Source organism: Streptomyces sp. NTD91 (genome assembly GCF_059510455.1).
This window is the reverse complement of the sequence record NZ_JCAJZW010000079.1, coordinates 1-16736: the sequence shown is the minus strand read 5'-3', so window position 1 is coordinate 16736 and position 16736 is coordinate 1. Positions and strand designations below refer to the sequence as shown.

The 16736-nt window shown below is 70.9% G+C and carries 15 protein-coding genes and 2 pseudogenes; 8 read left to right on the top strand and 9 right to left on the bottom strand.

All coding sequences use genetic code 11. From position 1 onward, the window contains the following. Positions 1-101 precede the first annotated feature (101 nt). Positions 102-1190 (bottom strand): XRE family transcriptional regulator, encoded by a 1089-nt coding sequence (locus tag AC5WRT_RS37755; RefSeq protein ID WP_496101049.1) that lies wholly within the window; start codon positions 1188-1190, stop codon positions 102-104. A gap of 173 nt (positions 1191-1363) precedes the next feature. Here AC5WRT_RS37755 and AC5WRT_RS37750 point away from each other — a divergent pair. The 3 genes and pseudogenes from AC5WRT_RS37750 to AC5WRT_RS37740 form a co-directional block, all read left to right on the top strand. Further along, positions 1364-1627 (top strand): annotated as a pseudogene (locus AC5WRT_RS37750) (replication initiator); the annotation flags it as partial. Next, complete coding sequence (locus tag AC5WRT_RS37745) at positions 1624-1818, top strand: helix-turn-helix domain-containing protein (protein ID WP_496092398.1); 195 nt, start codon at positions 1624-1626, stop codon at positions 1816-1818. The pseudogene AC5WRT_RS37750 and the gene AC5WRT_RS37745, both read left to right, overlap by 4 nt. Beyond that, positions 1818-3062 (top strand): annotated as a pseudogene (locus AC5WRT_RS37740) (tyrosine-type recombinase/integrase). Before AC5WRT_RS37745 ends, AC5WRT_RS37740 begins: the two are co-directional and overlap by 1 nt. Positions 3063-3181: 119 nt before the next feature. Here the strand turns inward: AC5WRT_RS37740 and glnA are convergent. Further along, the gene (gene glnA / locus AC5WRT_RS37735; RefSeq protein ID WP_496092400.1) at positions 3182-4591 is read right to left on the bottom strand and encodes a type I glutamate--ammonia ligase; all 1410 of its coding nucleotides are present in this window, start codon (positions 4589-4591) and stop codon (positions 3182-3184) included. Between the two features lie 210 nt (positions 4592-4801). Between glnA and AC5WRT_RS37730 the strand changes: the two genes are divergently transcribed. Then, on the top strand, positions 4802-5272 hold the full coding sequence (locus tag AC5WRT_RS37730; protein WP_496092401.1) for an RDD family protein: 471 nt from the start codon (positions 4802-4804) through the stop codon (positions 5270-5272). A gap of 72 nt (positions 5273-5344) precedes the next feature. Further along, entirely contained in the window at positions 5345-5845 is a 501-nt protein-coding gene (locus AC5WRT_RS37725) for a flavin reductase family protein (protein ID WP_496092402.1), read from the top strand. A 325-nt stretch (positions 5846-6170) separates the two neighbouring features. Here AC5WRT_RS37725 and AC5WRT_RS37720 read toward each other — a convergent pair whose 3' ends face one another. From AC5WRT_RS37720 to lipB, 4 genes are all read right to left on the bottom strand, one after another. Next, positions 6171-6875 (bottom strand): DUF4191 domain-containing protein, encoded by a 705-nt coding sequence (locus tag AC5WRT_RS37720; RefSeq protein WP_496092403.1) that lies wholly within the window; start codon positions 6873-6875, stop codon positions 6171-6173. A gap of 69 nt (positions 6876-6944) precedes the next feature. After that, entirely contained in the window at positions 6945-7142 is a 198-nt protein-coding gene (locus AC5WRT_RS37715) for an SCO2195 family GlnR-regulated protein (RefSeq protein WP_208901281.1), read from the bottom strand. A gap of 230 nt (positions 7143-7372) precedes the next feature. Then, positions 7373-8338 carry a lipoyl synthase gene (gene lipA / locus AC5WRT_RS37710; RefSeq protein ID WP_496101048.1) on the bottom strand — a complete coding sequence of 322 codons (966 nt, stop codon included), beginning with the start codon at positions 8336-8338 and terminating at the stop codon, positions 7373-7375. A 117-nt stretch (positions 8339-8455) separates the two neighbouring features. Beyond that, positions 8456-9253, bottom strand: coding sequence for a lipoyl(octanoyl) transferase LipB (gene lipB, locus AC5WRT_RS37705; protein WP_496092405.1), 798 nt, complete (start codon positions 9251-9253; stop codon positions 8456-8458). A 238-nt stretch (positions 9254-9491) separates the two neighbouring features. On the opposite strand from lipB, the gene AC5WRT_RS37700 reads away from it, so the two are divergent. Beyond that, a complete protein-coding gene (locus AC5WRT_RS37700) occupies positions 9492-10961 on the top strand; it encodes an NsdA family TPR-like regulatory protein (protein ID WP_496092406.1) in 1470 nt (489 codons plus the stop codon). Between the two features lie 186 nt (positions 10962-11147). Here the strand turns inward: AC5WRT_RS37700 and AC5WRT_RS37695 are convergent, their stop codons facing one another. Both AC5WRT_RS37695 and AC5WRT_RS37690 read right to left on the bottom strand, forming a co-directional pair. Continuing rightward, entirely contained in the window at positions 11148-12512 is a 1365-nt protein-coding gene (locus AC5WRT_RS37695) for an NAD(P)/FAD-dependent oxidoreductase (protein WP_496092407.1), read from the bottom strand. A 194-nt stretch (positions 12513-12706) separates the two neighbouring features. Next, positions 12707-13600, bottom strand: coding sequence for a TIGR01777 family oxidoreductase (locus AC5WRT_RS37690; RefSeq protein WP_496092408.1), 894 nt, complete (start codon positions 13598-13600; stop codon positions 12707-12709). A gap of 64 nt (positions 13601-13664) precedes the next feature. Here AC5WRT_RS37690 and AC5WRT_RS37685 point away from each other — a divergent pair, with 64 nt between their 5' ends. Then, positions 13665-14144 (top strand): GNAT family N-acetyltransferase, encoded by a 480-nt coding sequence (locus AC5WRT_RS37685; RefSeq protein WP_496092409.1) that lies wholly within the window; start codon positions 13665-13667, stop codon positions 14142-14144. Positions 14145-14228: 84 nt separating this feature from the next. Here AC5WRT_RS37685 and AC5WRT_RS37680 read toward each other — a convergent pair whose 3' ends face one another. Next, entirely contained in the window at positions 14229-15413 is a 1185-nt protein-coding gene (locus tag AC5WRT_RS37680) for a MarP family serine protease (protein ID WP_496092410.1), read from the bottom strand. Positions 15414-15972: 559 nt separating this feature from the next. Between AC5WRT_RS37680 and AC5WRT_RS37675 the strand changes: the two genes are divergently transcribed. Beyond that, a partial coding sequence (locus AC5WRT_RS37675) for a peptidoglycan recognition protein family protein (RefSeq protein WP_496092648.1) occupies positions 15973-16736 on the top strand: 764 nt, incomplete at its 3' end.

Below are 16736 nucleotides of genomic sequence, written 5' to 3'. Positions count from 1 at the left end.
CCCGCCCGGAGGAGCGAAGCGACGACGGGTGCTTGATGAGGTAGAGAAACCCGTAACGGATCTAGCTGGCGCGGCTGAGCGCGGTCAGGTGATCGAGGTACTCACGGCCAGTCGGTTCGGCCGCGAAGTCCCGATTGACAATCACGGCTGACCATGAGCAGGGACGGCAGGGACTGCCGGTCGCCCTTCAGGGCCCACTCGCCGTAGATCACCGCCTGGTCCAGATCGCCCTGATGCGCCGCGACCACAACGAGGGTGATCCTCGCCTCCGCCATGCGCATCGGCGATCGCTCGGACCCGTCGAAGTCGGTGCCCGCTCGAATCACCTCGTTGGCAAGGTTCTCGGCGAACCGGTCCTCTCCGAGCAGCCGGTAGCAGTCCATTGCGTAGAAATCGAACTTCGCCGGGTCCACCACAAAACGGTGATCGAGGTTCTCGGGGTACGGCATCCCTTCGAGCAGCTTTCGTCCTCGGTCCGGCGCCACCTCAGTCTGTCGGCGTTCACCCAGCCGCGCCCATCCCTTCGCCTCCTGGGCGGCCAGCTGCACGGCCACGCCATGAGAGGGAGCCGCGTCGGTCCCGGCCTGCGAGGCAGCGAGGATTCCGCGGTAGTCGCCCGTAGTCAGTGCGAACCAAGCACGCATCTCGTGCGCCCAACCAGCGATCTCTGCGTTACCGGCCTCATGGGCTGAAGACAGGGCTGCCTTTCGCGTGCTCTCGGCTGCGGCCCGGTCTCCCATGTCGTACTCGACGGGCCAGCCATCCGGACAGGGTGAGCACTTCGCGGGGTTGTGCGAGCGTGAGCCGCCGAGTTGGAGTCCGGCAACTCGCTTGAGCCATTGCCTACCCTCGGCGGCGAGCTGAGCGCCAGGGAGGTACGGGTACTCAGAGCACAGTCGATCTGTCGTGATCCGCAGCGCCTCTAGCGTGGCGTTGTCGACGTCGGAGGCTTGCAACCTGCTGATGATGTCGAGCGTCTCCATGCCGCTGACGGCAACGATCTCGGCATTCCCGTCCCGTTGCCTGGCTACCGGGAAGATCGCATGCGTGACGGTGCCGAAGGTGGCGGCGGTGATCGGTTGGTAGAAGTCGCTCGGCATGACCTCGCCGGACTCCCAGCGCTTCCACTGCCGCACGATGCTGGCGCCTTCCGGCAGAGGCTTCGGTGCGTGCGCCCGGAGCGCGGCCACCACCCCTCCTGTCTAGACCTGCTGGATCGTCCGACCAGCTGCCCCGTGTGCCGTGCTCACGCGCCTGGCTGGGTCCGCATGTCGGTGGACGGACCGAGCGTGCTGACCCACGACGGTGACCTGATCTGCCCGGCCGACCCCACCTTCGGCACGTCGGCGGTGACGGCGTTCCCCGCTACTCCACCACCCTCGGCGCGCTGCGCCAGGCCCGGGCCGACTACCGCGCCCGGCAGGAACGCCGCGAACGCGGGCTCTCCGAAGACCTCGACGACACGGAGGGCTCCACGCTCGTGCTCGCCCACCGGACTTACGCCGGACAGGGCCACACCCCCGGCGAATCCTGGCTCGCCGCAACGATCGCAAAGGAGATCCGACTGAACCGAGAAACCGCACGCGAAGCGCTGGCCGACCTGGACCACTGGGAGGTCTGCGGATGAAGCGCCCGCTGCCTTCCCGCTACTTGACGCCGATGGACGTTGCTGACCTGCTCGGCGTGCCGGTCGAGACCGTCTACCAGTGGCGGCGCAAGGGCACCGGTCCCCGTGGCTTCCGCGTCGGCCGGCATCTTCGCTTCGACCCGGAAGACGTGCGCACCTGGGTCGAGTTCCTGATGGAAGGGGCCGCCTGATGGCCGGGCACATTCAAGACCGCTGGTACAGGACGGAGACCGGGCCGGACGGCAAGCCTCGCAGGGTGAAGACCGAACGCCACGGCGTCGGCCTCCGCTGCCGGGCTCGTTACGTCGGCCCGGACGGTACCGAGCGCAGCAAGTCTTTCCCTGACAAGCAGATTCGGCTGGCGGAGACGTGGCTGACGCAGATCGCGGCAGACCTGGCGCGAGGACAGTACGTCGGCCCGGCGGCAGGGAAAGTCACGTTCACGGACTTCGCCACTCAGTGGCTGGCATCCCAGACCACGGACCCTTCCACGATCATCAACATGGAGCTGCGGTTTCGACTGCATGCTTTCCCGTACATGGGCTCGCGGTCCATGAGCACGTTCCAGCCAGCACATATCCGTGCCTGGGCACGCGCTCTCAAGGACTCCGGGATGGCTGCGCCGTACCAGCGAACCGTGTTCGCGAACGTCTCGGCCGTCTTCGGCGCTGCCGTAGACGACGACGGCCTCATCGCCCGGAATCCGTGCCGCGTGGGTTCCGTAAGAGCTCCCAAGCTCGATCCCCGGAAGGTCAAGCCGTGGACCGCGGATCGAGTGATGGCGGTTCGCGACGGGCTACCGGAGGTTTACGCGACGACGGTCGACGTCGGGGCAGGTTGCGGCCTGCGGCAGGGCGAAATCTTTTGGGCTTGCCGTGGACGAGGTGGACTTCATCGGGGGGTGGTCCACGTCGTGCGCCAGGTCAAGCTGGTCGGCGCGCACATGGTCTTCGCCCCACCCCAGGGGGCAAAGCTGCGTGACGTCCCGCTTCCCGACGTCGTGTCGGATGCGCTCACGGTGCACATCACCCGCAGGCCTCCCCTAGAGGTAACCCTGCCGTGGAGGACGCCCGACGGACCGCCGGTGACTGCGGCGCTGCTGTTCTACTCGCGGGAGCGCAAGGCGCTGAACCGGAACTACTTCAACATGTACCTCTGGAAACCCGCCCTGGTCTCGGCAGGCGTGATCCCTGAGCGGTCGCCGGGAGAGCGGTTCAAGCAGTCGCGCGAGCACGGCATGCACGCCCTGAGGCACTACTACGCGTCGGTCTTACTGGACGCGGGGGAGAACGTGAAGGCCTTGGCCGAGTACCTCGGACACTCGGACCCCGGCTTCACGCTTCGCACCTACACGCACCTGTTGCCGAACAGCGAGGATCGAGCCCGGAATGCCATCGACCAGGCATTTCGAGAGTCACGTGGCAACGCAACCTGAGCAGGCCTGGAAGCCCCGGGGTCAAAAAGCCGTGGGCCGGCACTCCCGCGCTGGGAGAACCGGCCCACGGCCCACAGACGGCCCAGGCGAGCAGATATCCGCTCTGACCTGGGGTGATATCACACGTCGAAGTACAGCTCGAACTCGTGCGGGTGCGGACGCAGCTGCAGCGGCGCGATCTCGTTGGTGCGCTTGAAGTCGATCCACGTCTCGATCAGGTCCGACGTGAACACGTCGCCCTGGAGGAGGAACTCGTGGTCGGCCTCGAGAGCGTCGAGGACGGCGCCGAGGGAGGTCGGGACCTGGGCGACGTTCGCGTGCTCCTCCGGAGCCAGCTCGTACAGGTCCTTGTCGATCGGCTCGGCCGGCTCGATCTTGTTCTTGATGCCGTCCAGACCCGCCAGCAGCAGGGCGGAGAAGGCCAGGTACGGGTTGCCGGAGGAGTCCGGGGCGCGGAACTCGACACGCTTGGCCTTCGGGTTGGAGCCCGTGATCGGGATACGCATCGCGGCGGAGCGGTTGCGCTGCGAGTACACCAGGTTGATCGGCGCCTCGAAGCCCGGCACCAGACGGTGGTACGAGTTCACCGTCGGGTTGGTGAAGGCCAGCAGCGACGGCGCGTGCCTGAGGATGCCGCCGATGTAGTAGCGGGCGGTGTCCGACAGGCCCGCGTAACCGGCCTCGTCGTAGAACAGCGGGTCGCCGTTGCTCCACAGCGACTGGTGCACGTGCATGCCCGAGCCGTTGTCGCCGAAGATCGGCTTCGGCATGAAGGTCGCGGTCTTGCCGTTGCGCCAGGCCACGTTCTTCACGATGTACTTGAAGAGCTGGAGGTCGTCGGCGGCGGCGAGCAGCGTGTTGAACCTGTAGTTGATCTCCGCCTGGCCGGCGGTGCCCACCTCGTGGTGCTGGCGCTCGACCTTCAGGCCGGACTTCTCCAGCTCCAGGGAGATCTCGGCGCGCAGGTCGGCGAAGTGGTCGACCGGGGCCACCGGGAAGTAGCCGCCCTTGTAGCGGACCTTGTAACCGCGGTTGTTCTCCAGCGCACCGGTGTTCCAGGCGCCCGCCTCGGAGTCGATGTGGTAGAAGGACTCGTTCGCGGACGTGGCGAAACGCACGCTGTCGAAGACGTAGAACTCTGCCTCGGGGCCGAAGTACGCGGTGTCCGCGATGCCGGTCGAGGCGAGGTAGGCCTCGGCCTTCTTCGCCACGTTGCGCGGGTCACGGGAGTACTGCTCGCCCGTGATCGGGTCGTGGATGAAGAAGTTGATGTTGAGGGTCTTGTCCCGCCGGAACGGGTCCACCCGGGCGGTGGACAGGTCGGCGCGCAGGGCCATGTCGGACTCGTGGATCGCCTGGAAACCACGGATCGACGATCCGTCGAAGGCGAGCTCCTCGTCCGGGTCGAACGCCTCAACGGGCACCGTGAAGTGCTGCATGACGCCCGGCAGGTCGCAGAAGCGGACGTCGATGAACTTGACGTCCTCGTCCGCGATGAACTTCTTGGCCTCGTCGGCGTTCTGGAACATCCAGCTCCTCCTACTCCCGACCGTCCTCGCCGGGGTGGTAGATCGTTCGTGCGGCCAGTGCGGTGGCACACGCTGGCCTCGACCCTAGGGACGGGTGATTTCTCGGGCGTGACCCGTTTGTTTCGCAGAAGTTAACCGGCCACGAGTCCACCGTAGCCCCGACACACCCCTCGGCACAGTGTGGGAAAACGGGCGCAGTACCGTTGACGGGTGGACAACAGGCAAGCACTCGGATCGTGGCTCTCCGGGCCCCGCGCGGCCATGGAGGAGGCCGGTGCGGACTTCGGCTACCGGGGCGAGCAGCTCGGCCTCCCTCAGGAGGGGCCGAACTCCGTCGCACGCCCGGGGCGGCGGCTCGGCGCGCTGGCCGTGGACTGGGCGCTGAGCGTCCTGATCGCATACGGCCTCATCACGAACGGCTACCGGGTGCCTGCGACGAGCGACTGGGCGCTCGGCGTCTTCTTCGTCATGAGCGTCCTGACCGTCGGCACGATCGGCTTCACCCCGGGCAAGCGACTCCTCGGGATCCGGGTGGTGGCCCTGGAGACCGGCACGGTCCATCCGCTGCGGTCGCTGCTGCGCACGGTCCTGCTGTGCCTGGCAATCCCGGCGCTGATCTGGGACCGGGACGGACGCGGGCTGCACGACCGGCTGGCGAAGACGGTCGAGGTCCGTATCTGACGGTCGGCGGGCGATGGCCCGGATGCCCCCCATCCGGTTGCCCGGTCACACCGTCGGCGGCATGGTCGCGGTATGACCGATGCTCAGGATGTGATGGCGGCCGAGGTGACTCCCGAGAACTTCCGGGACGCCATGGCACGCTTTCCGTCGGGCGTGGTGGTGGTGACTGCCCGCTGCGAGGACGGCACTCCGCGCGGCTTCACGGCCAGCTCTTTTTGTTCCGTCTCCCTGGAACCACCCCTGATCCTGGTGTGCCTCGCGGACGCGGCCGACTCGGCGGTGGTCTTCGCGCGCTGCGACCACTTCGCGGTGAGCGTGCTGGCCCCGGAGCACGAGCCGCTGGCCGTGCTGTTCGCCACCAAGGGCGCCGACAAGTTCTCCGACGCCCTGCTCCAGCCGAGCCCCTTCGGCCTGCCGGCGGTGCGGCAGGCGCCCGTACAGCTGGACTGCGCCGCATACGCGCGTTACCCGGCCGGGGATCACACGATCCTGATCGGCCGGGTAACGGGAGTGCGGCTGGGCGAGGGGTCGCCGATGGTCTACTGCGAGCGGGAGTTCCGAAGCCTCGGCTGACGGGCCTTCGCGAACCGACGGCCTCAGCGGCCCTTCGGCATCCGCATGCCCTTGGGCATCGGACGGTAGCTGTGGACCAGCTCGCGGTCGTGGCCTGTCTTCACGCGTTCCTGAACGGTCTTCGGCCAGATCATCTCTTCATCCTTGGCGGACAGCCGCTGCGTTGCCGGGCGCCGAAGTGCAAGATCGTGTTACGAGCGCCGGTCCTGGGCTCACAGCCTCTGGGGAGAGCTCATGCAAGCCCTGGAAGGCTGCGGGGGCACTCCGCCGGCTGATCCTCACCCCCTGCCACCCATGGAGATGAGCGGTGAGGTGAGGCCGGGTGTCATCCTCGCGGCATCCGGGGGGAGCGACCGCGGAGGCCACGCCCTGGAATCGGACCCTTCGGCAGCGGCATGTTGCTCATCAGGTCGCCCAGCGCCCGCAACCGGTCGTTGGTCGCCGTCACCTGGGGGCCGGTGAGCACGCGCGGGAACTTCAGCAGTGTCGTGCGCAGCTTCTTCAGCTCGACCTGGCCCTCGCCGTTTCCGACGATCACGTCGTGCACCGGCACGTCCGCAACGATCCGGTTCATCTTCTTCTTCTCGGCGGCCAGCAGGCTCTTCACCCGGTTCGGGTTGCCCTCGGCGACCAGCACGATGCCGGCCTTGCCGACCGCCCGGTGCACCACGTCCTGGCTGCGGTTCATCGCCACCGCCGGAGTCGTGGTCCAGCCCCGGCCGATGTTGTCGAGCACGGCCGCCGCGGCGCCCGGCTGGCCCTCCATCTGGCCGAACGCGGCGCGCTCGGCCCGGCGGCCGAACACGATCGCCGTCGCCAGCAGAGCGATCAGCAGGCCGAAGATGCCCAGGTAGACCGGGTGCCCGATCAAGAAGCCGATCACAAGGAAGACAGCGAGGGTGCCGAGACCGACGGCCCCGAGTACAAGGCCGATCTTCTTGTCGACCTTGCTGGTCATCTTGTAGGTGAGAGCGATCTGCTTCAGTCGCCCTGCGTTCGCGGCGTCCGCCGCGGTTTCCTTCCTCGCCATGCCACGAAGTCTACGTGGCCCCGGGAGTGCGGACGACGGCAGTGCCGGGGGACGCGCGTCGGGAAGGAGTCAGGAGCGGCCGGCGGCCTGCTCCAGGAAGCGCTGGGCCTCGACCCGGTCCTTGGCGCGCCGGCGGTCCTCCAGCACGGAGGTCCACGCGTTGCGCCGGGCCGTGCGCTGACCGCCGCTCATGAGCAGGGACTCGACGGCGCGGAGAGCATCGGTGAAGGACGGGATGGCGGTGGCGCGTACGGGCGCGGCCTGCATGATCGAGGTCCCCCCTCGGAGCGGATGGTGTACGAGGCGTGATACCAGAGTCACTGACTGGTGTTACCAGGGCGTGTCCGACCGGTCAAACGCCAATGAAGCTCTGACGCAGAGCGTTGAAACGCCGACACGGCCCCGGCGCCCGCCCTCATCAGCGAGGACGGCCGGGACCGCGCGGACTCGGCCATTACTGGCCAGTAGGTACTTGTGCGTGAATTCACACGCTCGGCTCACACCGCCTGGGTGGCGACGAAGGAGCCGCGCTTCTCGACCGCCATCCGGTACAGGCGCCCGGCCCGGTACGACGACCGCACCAGCGGACCGGACATCACACCGGAGAAGCCGATCTGCTCGGCCTCCTCCTTCAGCTCCACGAACTCCTGCGGCTTGACCCAGCGCTCGACCGGGTGGTGCCGCACGGAGGGGCGCAGGTACTGGGTGATGGTGACCAGCTCGCAGCCGGCGTCGTGCAACTGCTTCAGCGCCTCGCTGACCTCCTCGCGGGTCTCGCCCATGCCGAGGATCAGGTTGGACTTGGTCACCAGGCCGTGGTCGCGGGCCTCGGTGATGACCTTCAGGGAGCGCTCGTAGCGGAAGCCGGGGCGGATGCGCTTGAAGATCCGCGGCACCGTCTCGACGTTGTGCGCGAAGACCTCGGGGCGGGCGGAGAAGACCTCTGCGAGCTGCTCGGGGACCGCGTTGAAGTCCGGGGCCAGCAGCTCGACCTTGGTGCGGCCGCCCTCACGGTCCGCCGTCTGCGCGTGGATCTGGCGCACGGTCTCGGCGTACAGCCAGGCGCCGCCGTCCTCCAGGTCGTCGCGGGCGACGCCGGTGATGGTGGCGTAGTTCAGGTCCATGGTGACCACGGACTCGCCGACGCGGCGCGGCTCGTCGCGGTCCAGCGCCTCGGGCTTGCCGGTGTCGATCTGGCAGAAGTCGCACCGCCGGGTGCACTGGTCGCCGCCGATGAGGAAGGTCGCCTCGCGGTCCTCCCAGCACTCGTAGATGTTCGGGCAGCCGGCTTCCTGGCAGACCGTGTGCAGGCCCTCGCTCTTCACGAGGTTCTGCATCTTCGTGTACTCGGGGCCCATTTTCGCCCGGGTCTTGATCCACTCGGGCTTGCGCTCGATGGGGGTCTGGCTGTTGCGGACCTCCAGGCGCAGCATCTTGCGTCCGTCGGGTGCGACTGCGGACACGACCGGCTCCCTAAGCTTTGATTCTTCGGCGTACACCAGGGTACGCCCGTGCACATGGCGCCCTGCCGGGGAGATCAACCTCGTGGTCGCAGGGCGCATTCCCCCGTGACGGGCGGCTCAGGCGGACGCCTTCTCGGTCACCCGGGGCTTGAGCTCCGCGTTCTCCAGGACGTCCTTCAGGTGCCTCTCCACGGCCGGAAGCACCTCGTCGATGGTGACGTCCCGGCCCAGCTCGCCCGCGAGGGAGGCGACGCCCGCGTCACGGATGCCGCACGGGATGATCCGGTCGAACCACTTGTTGTCCGGGTTCACGTTGAGGGCGAAGCCGTGCATGGTGACACCCTTGGCGACCCGGATGCCGATCGCGGCGATCTTGCGGTCCTCGCGCCGCTGGCCCGCGTTGGAGGGGGCGTACTCGGGGCCGTTGAGCCGGGGGTCGAACTCCGGGTCGCTCATCCGGGGGTCGAAGTCCAGGGAGAGCCCTCCCCGGGCCGGCCGCTGCTCGACCGGGTCGCCGAGCACCCACACCCCGCTGCGCCCCTCGACCCGGGTGGTCTCGAGGCCGAACTCGGCGCAGGTGCGGATCAGCGCCTCCTCCAGCCGCCGTACGTGCGCGACCACGTCCACCGGCCGGGGGAGCTTCTGGATCGGGTAGCCCACCAGCTGGCCCGGTCCGTGCCAGGTGATCTTGCCGCCGCGGTCCACGTCGATGACCGGGGTGCCGTCCAGCGGGCGCTCGCTGTCCTCGGTGCGCCGCCCCGCCGTGTACACCGGGGGGTGCTCCAGGAGGATCACGGTGTCCGGGACCTCGTCGGCGAACCGGGCCGCGTGCACCCGGCGCTGCTCGTCCCAGGCCTCCTGGTAATCGACGGCATCCGCACCGAAACCCATGCGGACGAACCGCAACTCACTCACGGCAAGCGCCTCCCTCAGTGACCGGTGTCGGGCACGTCAAGCGCCCACGCCACTGTACGTCCGTCCGGAGTACGTCAGCCCTACGGGCGTTTCTCACACGATCGGATGAATGGCTGGCGGAATGTGCGATCGACTCCTCACTCTCCGCTACATTCGCGCCGTTCGTGAGGCCATAAGGGCTGCTCAAAGGCAAACCGGGCACGTCGTCGGGCCCGGAAGGCAGGAGACCGCACCGCAGATGACGGACCGACCCGCGCAGCGCACCCCCAACCGCCAGCTCGCCGCGCTCATCGCAGAAGCGGGGTTCTCCAACGCGGGTCTGGCCCGTCGCGTCGACCAGCTCGGGCTGGAGCACGGGCTGGACCTGAGATACGACAAGACCTCGGTCACCCGCTGGCTGCGCGGCCAACAGCCCAGGGGTACGACACCCGCCCTGATCGCCGAGGTCTTCACCCGGCGGCTCGGACGCCGGCTCACCGCCCAGGATCTCGGCCTGGACGCGTGTGCGCCCGTGTACGCCGGGCTGGAGTTCGCGGCCACCCCGGAGGAGGCCGTCGACATCGTCAGCGGGCTGTGGCGCAAGGACTCCGGCAGCCACGCCGAGCTGCGCAAGATCGCCTTCACCCCGGCGGGGCTCGTGGTGCCCAGCCGGGACTGGCTGATCGGCAAGGCCGACGACAAGGTCGCCCGGGAACCGGCACCGCGGGTGCCCGCGCAGGGCCGTCCCGCCCCGGCCAGGGCCCAGGGCCGCCCGGCGCTCACCCTCCCGCCCCGGGCGCGCGGGCACGCCGAGCGCGCACCCGGTCACAAGATCACCGGCGGCGACATCAGCGCGCTGCGCTCGGTCGGCGAGTTGTTCCGCACGCTCGACGACCGGTACGGCGGCGGCCATGCCCGGCAGGCCCTGGTGCGCTACCTGGAGCACGAGTGCGAACCGATGCTCCGGGGCTCCTACGACGAGCAGACCGGCCGGAAGCTGTTCGCCGCGGCGGCCGACCTCACCCGGCTCGCGGGCTGGACCTCGTACGACATCGCCGCGCACGGCCTCGCCCAGCGCTACTTCGTGCAGGCCCTGCGGCTCACCCAGGCGGCCGGAGACCGGGCGTACGGCTCCTACGTCCTGGTCACCATGAGCCGCCAGGCCGTCTACCTGGGCCACGGCCGGGAGGCCGTGCAGCTGGCACGGGTCGCCCAGCAGGGCATGGGCACGAGCGGGCCGCCGGCCGTGCAGGCGCTGCTGCACGCCGCCGAGGCGCGGGCGCACGGCGTGCTCGGCGAGGTGCGGGCGTGCACGGCCGCGCTGGTGCGAGCCGAGCGCGCCCTGGAAGCGGCCCGGCCCGGGGACGAGGTGCCGTACTGGGCCAGGTTGTTCGACGAGGCCCAGCTCGCCGACGAGTTCGGACACTGCCACCGGGATCTGCAGCAGTTCCGGGCGGCCGCCCAGCACGCCGAACGGGCGCTCCGGCTCCGCGCGTCCACCTACGCCCGCAGCCGGCTCTTCTGCCGCGTCGTCCTCGCCACGGCCCGCCTCGGCCTCGGCGAACTCGACCAGGCGTGCGCCCTGGCCGCGGAGGCCGCCGGCCAGGCCGCGGAGATGCGGAGCGCTCGCGCTGTGGAGTACGTGCGCGACTTCGAACGCCGGTTGGAGCCGTACCGGGACGCGGCGCCCGTGCGGGGGTATCGGGAGAAGGTGGCGGCGTTGGGGTGAGGGCGGCCGCGCAGGGTCCGGCACCCCAGGTCAGGTGCGGCGTGGCTGAGCGCCGTCGCGGCGGAGGGGGAACTGCCGGTTCCTTCGAGGCGCCGGTGAGAGAGTCCCGCCGCGACGGCGAGCAACCAGGACGGCGGTGACCCGCGGGCCGGACCCACCGGTCCGCCCCCGGGTCGTGCCCGTCGGTCACGCCGCCCGCGGCAACGTCGGGGCCGGATCCGCGCTGTGCATCGAGCCCGACGCGCCCAGGTCCGCCAGGATGGCCGCCGCCGCCCGGTGGGCCGAGTGGAGCGCTCCCTGGACCGTGCTGGTGTCGCGGTGGTCGCCGCAGACGTACAGGCCCGCCAGGAGCCGTACAGGACGTCGCAGGTCGTGCGGTGGGCGCATGGCCGGGACCGCCTCCGGGGTGTGGTGCACGGCCAGCGTCTCCCAGCGGCGCGTCGAGGTGCCGTAGAGACGGGCGAGGTGGATGCGGACCGCCGTGTCGACGCCCTCGGGCGGAGTGCCGAGCACCGTCGAGGAGATCAGCACCCGGCCCGCCGGCGCCCGGCTCGGATCCACGTTGCTCAGTACCGCCGTGTGCGCCACGGGCCCGCCCAGGTCGGCGTCCAGCAGCAGCGAGGCGCCGGTGGAGAAGGCCGCCGCCGGTTCGTCGGTCGTGTGGTGGACCACGGTCACCGGATGGAAGTCCGGCACCCTCAGACCCGGCAGCAGTTCCGCCGCCGCGCGCGCGTCCGTCGCCAGCAGCACCGCCCGGCAGCGGAGCCGACCGTGCTCGGCGGTGGTGACGGACGTCGTGGACACCGACGTCACCCGCACCCCCGTGTGCACGGTGCCGTGCGGCAGCGCCCCTGCCAGCAGTTCGGGCAGCATCTCCGCGCCGCCCTCCGGTACGCACAGCCGGCCGCTCGCGAAGGCGCGCAGCGCGAGGTCGGCGCACCGGCTGGAAGTGGTCAGCTCCGGGTCGCAGAGCAGTGCGGCGAGCAGAGGGCGCAGGAAGCCGTCGACCGTGCGGGAGGGCAGTCCGCGCCGGGCGAGAGCCTGGCCGGCGGGCAGCTCGGGGCGGGCCAGGATGCGCTCGACCGGGGTTGCGGCGATCCGGCCCAGCGCGGCGCCGAGCCGGGCCTGGTCGACCGGGCCGCCCACCGGTGCGCCGGCCCGGCCGGGGGTGGCCGCCGGGCTCCTGGGGGCGCTCGCCAGGGCGCGCACCACATGGAGTGCGCCCCTTGTGCTCCCGCCGGACGCCGGTGCGCCCGCGCGGTGGACGCGTCCGTCGCGGTGCAGCAGGACGCCCGGCGCGTAGGCGCGCAGGATCAGGGAGTCCAGGCCCGGGGACGTACGGAGTTCGGGACAGGACGTGGACAGCAGCTGTCCGATGCGGTCGAGCCGGAAGCCGTCGACCTTCTCGGTCGACATGCGGCCGCCGACACAGGGGGCGGCCTCGAGGACTGCGGTCGAGATTCCTGCGCTGGTCAGCCGATGAGCCGCCGAGAGTCCGGCGATTCCGGCTCCCACGATGACGACGTCCACCTGGTACGCGGGCTCAAGCACGAGGCCCCTCCTGTGGTTGCGCGGCCGGTGGAGACGTCATGCCCCCAACAGGCCCCGGGGATACCCGAGTTCGGCTCGAGGTTAGGTCCGTGATCGGTCACGAACAGTCGCGCATCGGCAGGGCACGGTCGCATAGAGGTCGCATACGGTCACAAGAGATCTCAGGAAGTCGCAGGAGATCTCCTGTGTGTCCGTCAGGCCGCCCTGATCGCCTCTTCGATGCCCGGGAACGCGAACCGGAACCCGGACTCCAACAGCCGCTTCGGCACCACCCGTTGGCTGCCCAGCACATTTCCGGCCAGCTCGCCCAGCACCGCCCGCACCACCGGCGCCGGCACCGCGAACGGGGCGGGGCGGTGCAGCACACGGGCCATCGCCGCCGTGATCTCACCGTTGGTCAGCGGCTGCGGGGCGGTCAGATTGAACGGCCCGAACAGGGTGTCGTCGTCGATGAGACGGCGGATCGCGGCGACCTCGTCGTGCAGCGCGATGTAAGACCAGTACTGCCGCCCGTCGCCCAGCCGGCCCCCGAGCCCCGCCCGGAACAGCGGGAACAGCCGCCCCCAGGTGCCCCCGCCGCGCGCCACCACCAGCCCCGTGCGCGGGAACACCGTCCGCACGCCCGCCTCCTGCGCGGGCGCCGCCGCCTCCTCCCACTCCACGCACAGCGAGGACAGGAAATCGTCGCCCGGTGGCGCCGACTCGTCGGCCTCCCGGTCCCCGGTGTCGCCGTAGAAGCCGATCGCGCTGCCGCTGACGAAGACCCGCGGCGGCTCGGGCAGCGCGGCCACCGCCTCCGCCAGCGCGGCCGTGCCCAGCACCCGGCTGTCCCGCAGCAGCCGCTTGTACGACGGCGTCCAGCGCCCGTCGGCGATCCCGGCCCCGGCCAGATTGACCACCACGGCGCAGCCGGTCAGCCCCGCCGCGTCGACGTACTGCCCCTCCGGGTCCCAGCAGACCTCTCCCGGACCCGCAGCCGCCCGGCGCACCAGCCGTACGACCTCGTGTCCGTCGGCCGTCAGGGCGCGCACCAGGGCGCTGCCGATGAGACCGGACGCGCCGGCCACGGCGATTCGCACAGGTTTCATGGCCCCAGCATGCCCGCGGGAAAACCCGTGAGGCCTTCCGGCCGCCCGCCGTAGGGTGATCGTCATGCCGGAGCCGTACATACGTGTCGCCGTGGCCGACGACGAAGAGCAACTGGCCGTCCTGGACCGGGCCGCCTGGTCGACCCTGCACGCCGTCTCGCCACCGCCGCAGGGGCCGTTCTTCGACGAGCGCCACCTCCCGGAGGACTACCTGGTCGCCGAGGCCGGCGGGCGGGTCGCCGGCTACGTCCGTATCGCCCGCCCGACCCCGCTCGCCTCCAACGCGCACGTCCTGCAGATCCAGGGCCTCGCCGTGGCCGGCGAGGCGCGCGGACGGGGCGTCGGGCGCGCCCTGGTCCGGGCCGCCGTCGAGGAGGCGCGCGGACGCGGCGCGCGGCGCCTCACCCTGCGCGTGCTCGCACACAACGCGGCGGCCCGCGCGCTGTACGAGTCCGAGGGTTTCGCTGTCGAGGGCGTACAGCCGCAGGAGTTCCTGCTCGACGGCGACTACGTCGACGACGTGTTCATGGGCCGGCGCCTGTGAGCGCCGGACCCTGTCGTCGACTCCTCCGGCCCGCCGCGAGGCCCGCCCTCCGGACGGCCGGCGGGCGGGTGACGACAGGGCCTCCTAGGAGCTGACCAGCTGGCCCGTGTCCACCGCGGCCGTCGCCCTGGTCCCGCGCCGGGCGTCGCCCGTCACCTCGTGCGCCGTCAGCACGTACCCCGTCTCGGCGTCCGAGGTGGAGCGGGCGAAGACCACTCCGAACACCCTGCCGTCCGTGGTCAGCAGCGGGCCTCCCGAGTTGCCCGGTCGCACCGTGGAGCGGATCGAGTAGATGTCCCGGGTGACCGTGCCGTCGCTGTAGATGTTCTGCCCGGTCGCCTGCACCCGGCTCGCCACCGTCGCCGCCTGCAGGTTCAGGCCGCCGTCCTGCGGGTAGCCCGCGACCACCGCCGAGTCGCCGCGCGCCGCGCCGGTGTCGAAGCGCAGCACCGGCGCGTGCAGCCCGGGCACGTACAGCACCGCCACGTCCCGGTCGGGGTCGAAGAGGACCACCCGGGCCGAGTACGACCGTCCGACGCCGCCCACCCGCACGGTCGGGTGGTCGATGCCGGCCACCACGTGCGCGTTGGTCATCACGCGTTGCGCGGCGTAGACGAATCCGCTGCCCTCGCGGCCCTCGTTGCCCGAGACGCCCTCGATCTTCACCGTGCTCAGCTTGGCGGCGCTCGTCGCCGCCGGGGTGACGCTGTCCCCGGAGGGCCGGGCGACCTGGGCCGTCGACTCGTTCTCGAACGGGTTGAAGACCTGCGGGAAACCCGCCTCGGTCAGCGCCGACGTGGCCCGCGAGAACCACGCGGGCGTCGTGTCCGGCATCGTGTCCTGTACCGCGCCCAGCAGCGTCGAGTTCCGGATCGCCGTGTTCAGCGTCTGCGAGGGGGCCGCGCCCAGCACGCTCGCCGCGACCCAGGCCACGATCAGCACCGCGACCGAGTTCGCCGCCGCGCCCCCCATGCCGTCCAGCACCCGCAGCGGGCCCCGGTCCAGCTCCCCGCGCAACCGCAGTGCCAGGCGGCCCGCCAGCTCGTGCCCCATCACCGCGGGCACCAGCACGGTCACCACCGCGAGCACCGTCGCCTGCGCCGTACCGCGCTCGACCAGGCCGGTCACCCAGGGCAGCACCCACACGCCGACGACGGCGCCGCCGACGAAACCGGCCAGCGAGACGCAGCCGGCCACCAGCCCGCGACGGTAACCGGACGCCGCATAGACGACGATCACCAGTGCGAGCAGCAGGTCGAGCAGGTCCACGGAGCCGCCTTTCTCTCGGACCCCTCAGTACGGACGGGACGGGCCCGTTGATCAGTCACCAGCACACCGGCGCGGCCACCGGACGGTGAAGCCGGCCAGTATGTGTGTACCCCCAGAAACGTCCCGGACCGGGATGATGGTTCCGCCAGGTGGCAGAGTGCACATCGCGGTCACGCCCCGGCCGCCGGAGAGTGGCTTCATGCACGACGTCCGAAGAACACCGGAGACGCCCGGGAACCGGCAGACACCCGGCGCCCCGGGAACGCAGGAGCAGGGGGGAGCACCGCGGCCGTCGGCCGCACCGGGAACCCCGCAGACATCGGGGACACCGGGAGCGCCCGACACCGGGGAGGCCGCCGGGATACCGGACCCCCCGGAGCCCCACGGGGGGTCGGGGGAAGCCCCCACCGCGCGGGGCGCCGGAGCCCGGCACGGGTCCGCGCCCCGGAGGAGCACGGAACGTCCGGCCCGCCGGAGGTTCACCCTCCCGGGGTGGAGGAGGCTCGCGCGGTCCCTGGGACGGCAGGGATCCCGGCAGCGCAGATCGCGCGCCCTCGTGGTGCTGCTCGGGTGTCTGCCCGGGCTGGCGGCGGTGCTCACGCTCGGGCTGTGTGCCCGGGGCGTGCAGCGCGCCGCCGTGGTCATGCCCGAGCGGGCCGTACCGGCCCGCACCCCCCTCGTCCACCGCGCCCCCCGCCCACGCATCGTGCCGCGCTCCGTCTGGCTGGGCACCGCCGGGCGCACCCAGCCGCCGCCGCGCTACGACGACAAGGTGGTCGCCGTCTTCCTGCACCACACCGACTCGCCGAACGCCTACGACTGCGCCGACGCACCGGAGATCATCCGCCGGCTGTACGCCGGTCAGACCGGCGCCCGCAAGTGGGACGACATCGGCTACAACTTCCTCGTCGACCGCTGCGGCACCATCTACGAGGGCCGCGCCGGAGGCGTCGACCGGCCCGTCACCGGTGCCCACACCCAGGGCTTCAACCACCGCACCGCCGGCATCGCCGCCCTCGGCACCTTCACCGCGGGCGCCCCCGTGCCCAAGGCGATGACCGACGCGATCGCCGCCCTGGTCGCCTGGAAGCTCGGCCTCGCCGACATCGACCCGCGCGGGAGCGTCCGCCTCGTCTCCAGCAACAACCTCGCCCGTTACAAGGCCGGCATCGCCGTCACCCTGCCCGCCCTGGCCGGCCACAACGCCGGCTTCATGACCCGCTGCCCCGGCGCCGCCCTCACCGCCCGCCTTCCCGAGATCAGGGAGCAGGCGGCGCGCCTCCAGGGCCGTACCTCGACGGCACGGCTCACAGCGATCCCCTA

Excerpts from the sequence above, each read along its gene's own strand:
- AC5WRT_RS37745 (WP_496092398.1), top strand. The coding sequence starts at position 1,624 with ATGAAGCGCCCGCTGCCTTCCCGCTACTTGACGCCGATGGACGTTGCT.
- glnA (WP_496092400.1), bottom strand. The coding sequence starts at position 4,591 with ATGTTCCAGAACGCCGACGAGGCCAAGAAGTTCATCGCGGACGAGGAC.
- AC5WRT_RS37725 (WP_496092402.1), top strand. The coding sequence starts at position 5,345 with ATGACCGATGCTCAGGATGTGATGGCGGCCGAGGTGACTCCCGAGAAC.
- AC5WRT_RS37720 (WP_496092403.1), bottom strand. The coding sequence starts at position 6,875 with ATGGCGAGGAAGGAAACCGCGGCGGACGCCGCGAACGCAGGGCGACTG.
- AC5WRT_RS37715 (WP_208901281.1), bottom strand. The coding sequence starts at position 7,142 with ATGCAGGCCGCGCCCGTACGCGCCACCGCCATCCCGTCCTTCACCGAT.
- AC5WRT_RS37700 (WP_496092406.1), top strand. The coding sequence starts at position 9,492 with ATGACGGACCGACCCGCGCAGCGCACCCCCAACCGCCAGCTCGCCGCG.
- AC5WRT_RS37690 (WP_496092408.1), bottom strand. The coding sequence starts at position 13,600 with ATGAAACCTGTGCGAATCGCCGTGGCCGGCGCGTCCGGTCTCATCGGC.
- AC5WRT_RS37685 (WP_496092409.1), top strand. The coding sequence starts at position 13,665 with ATGCCGGAGCCGTACATACGTGTCGCCGTGGCCGACGACGAAGAGCAA.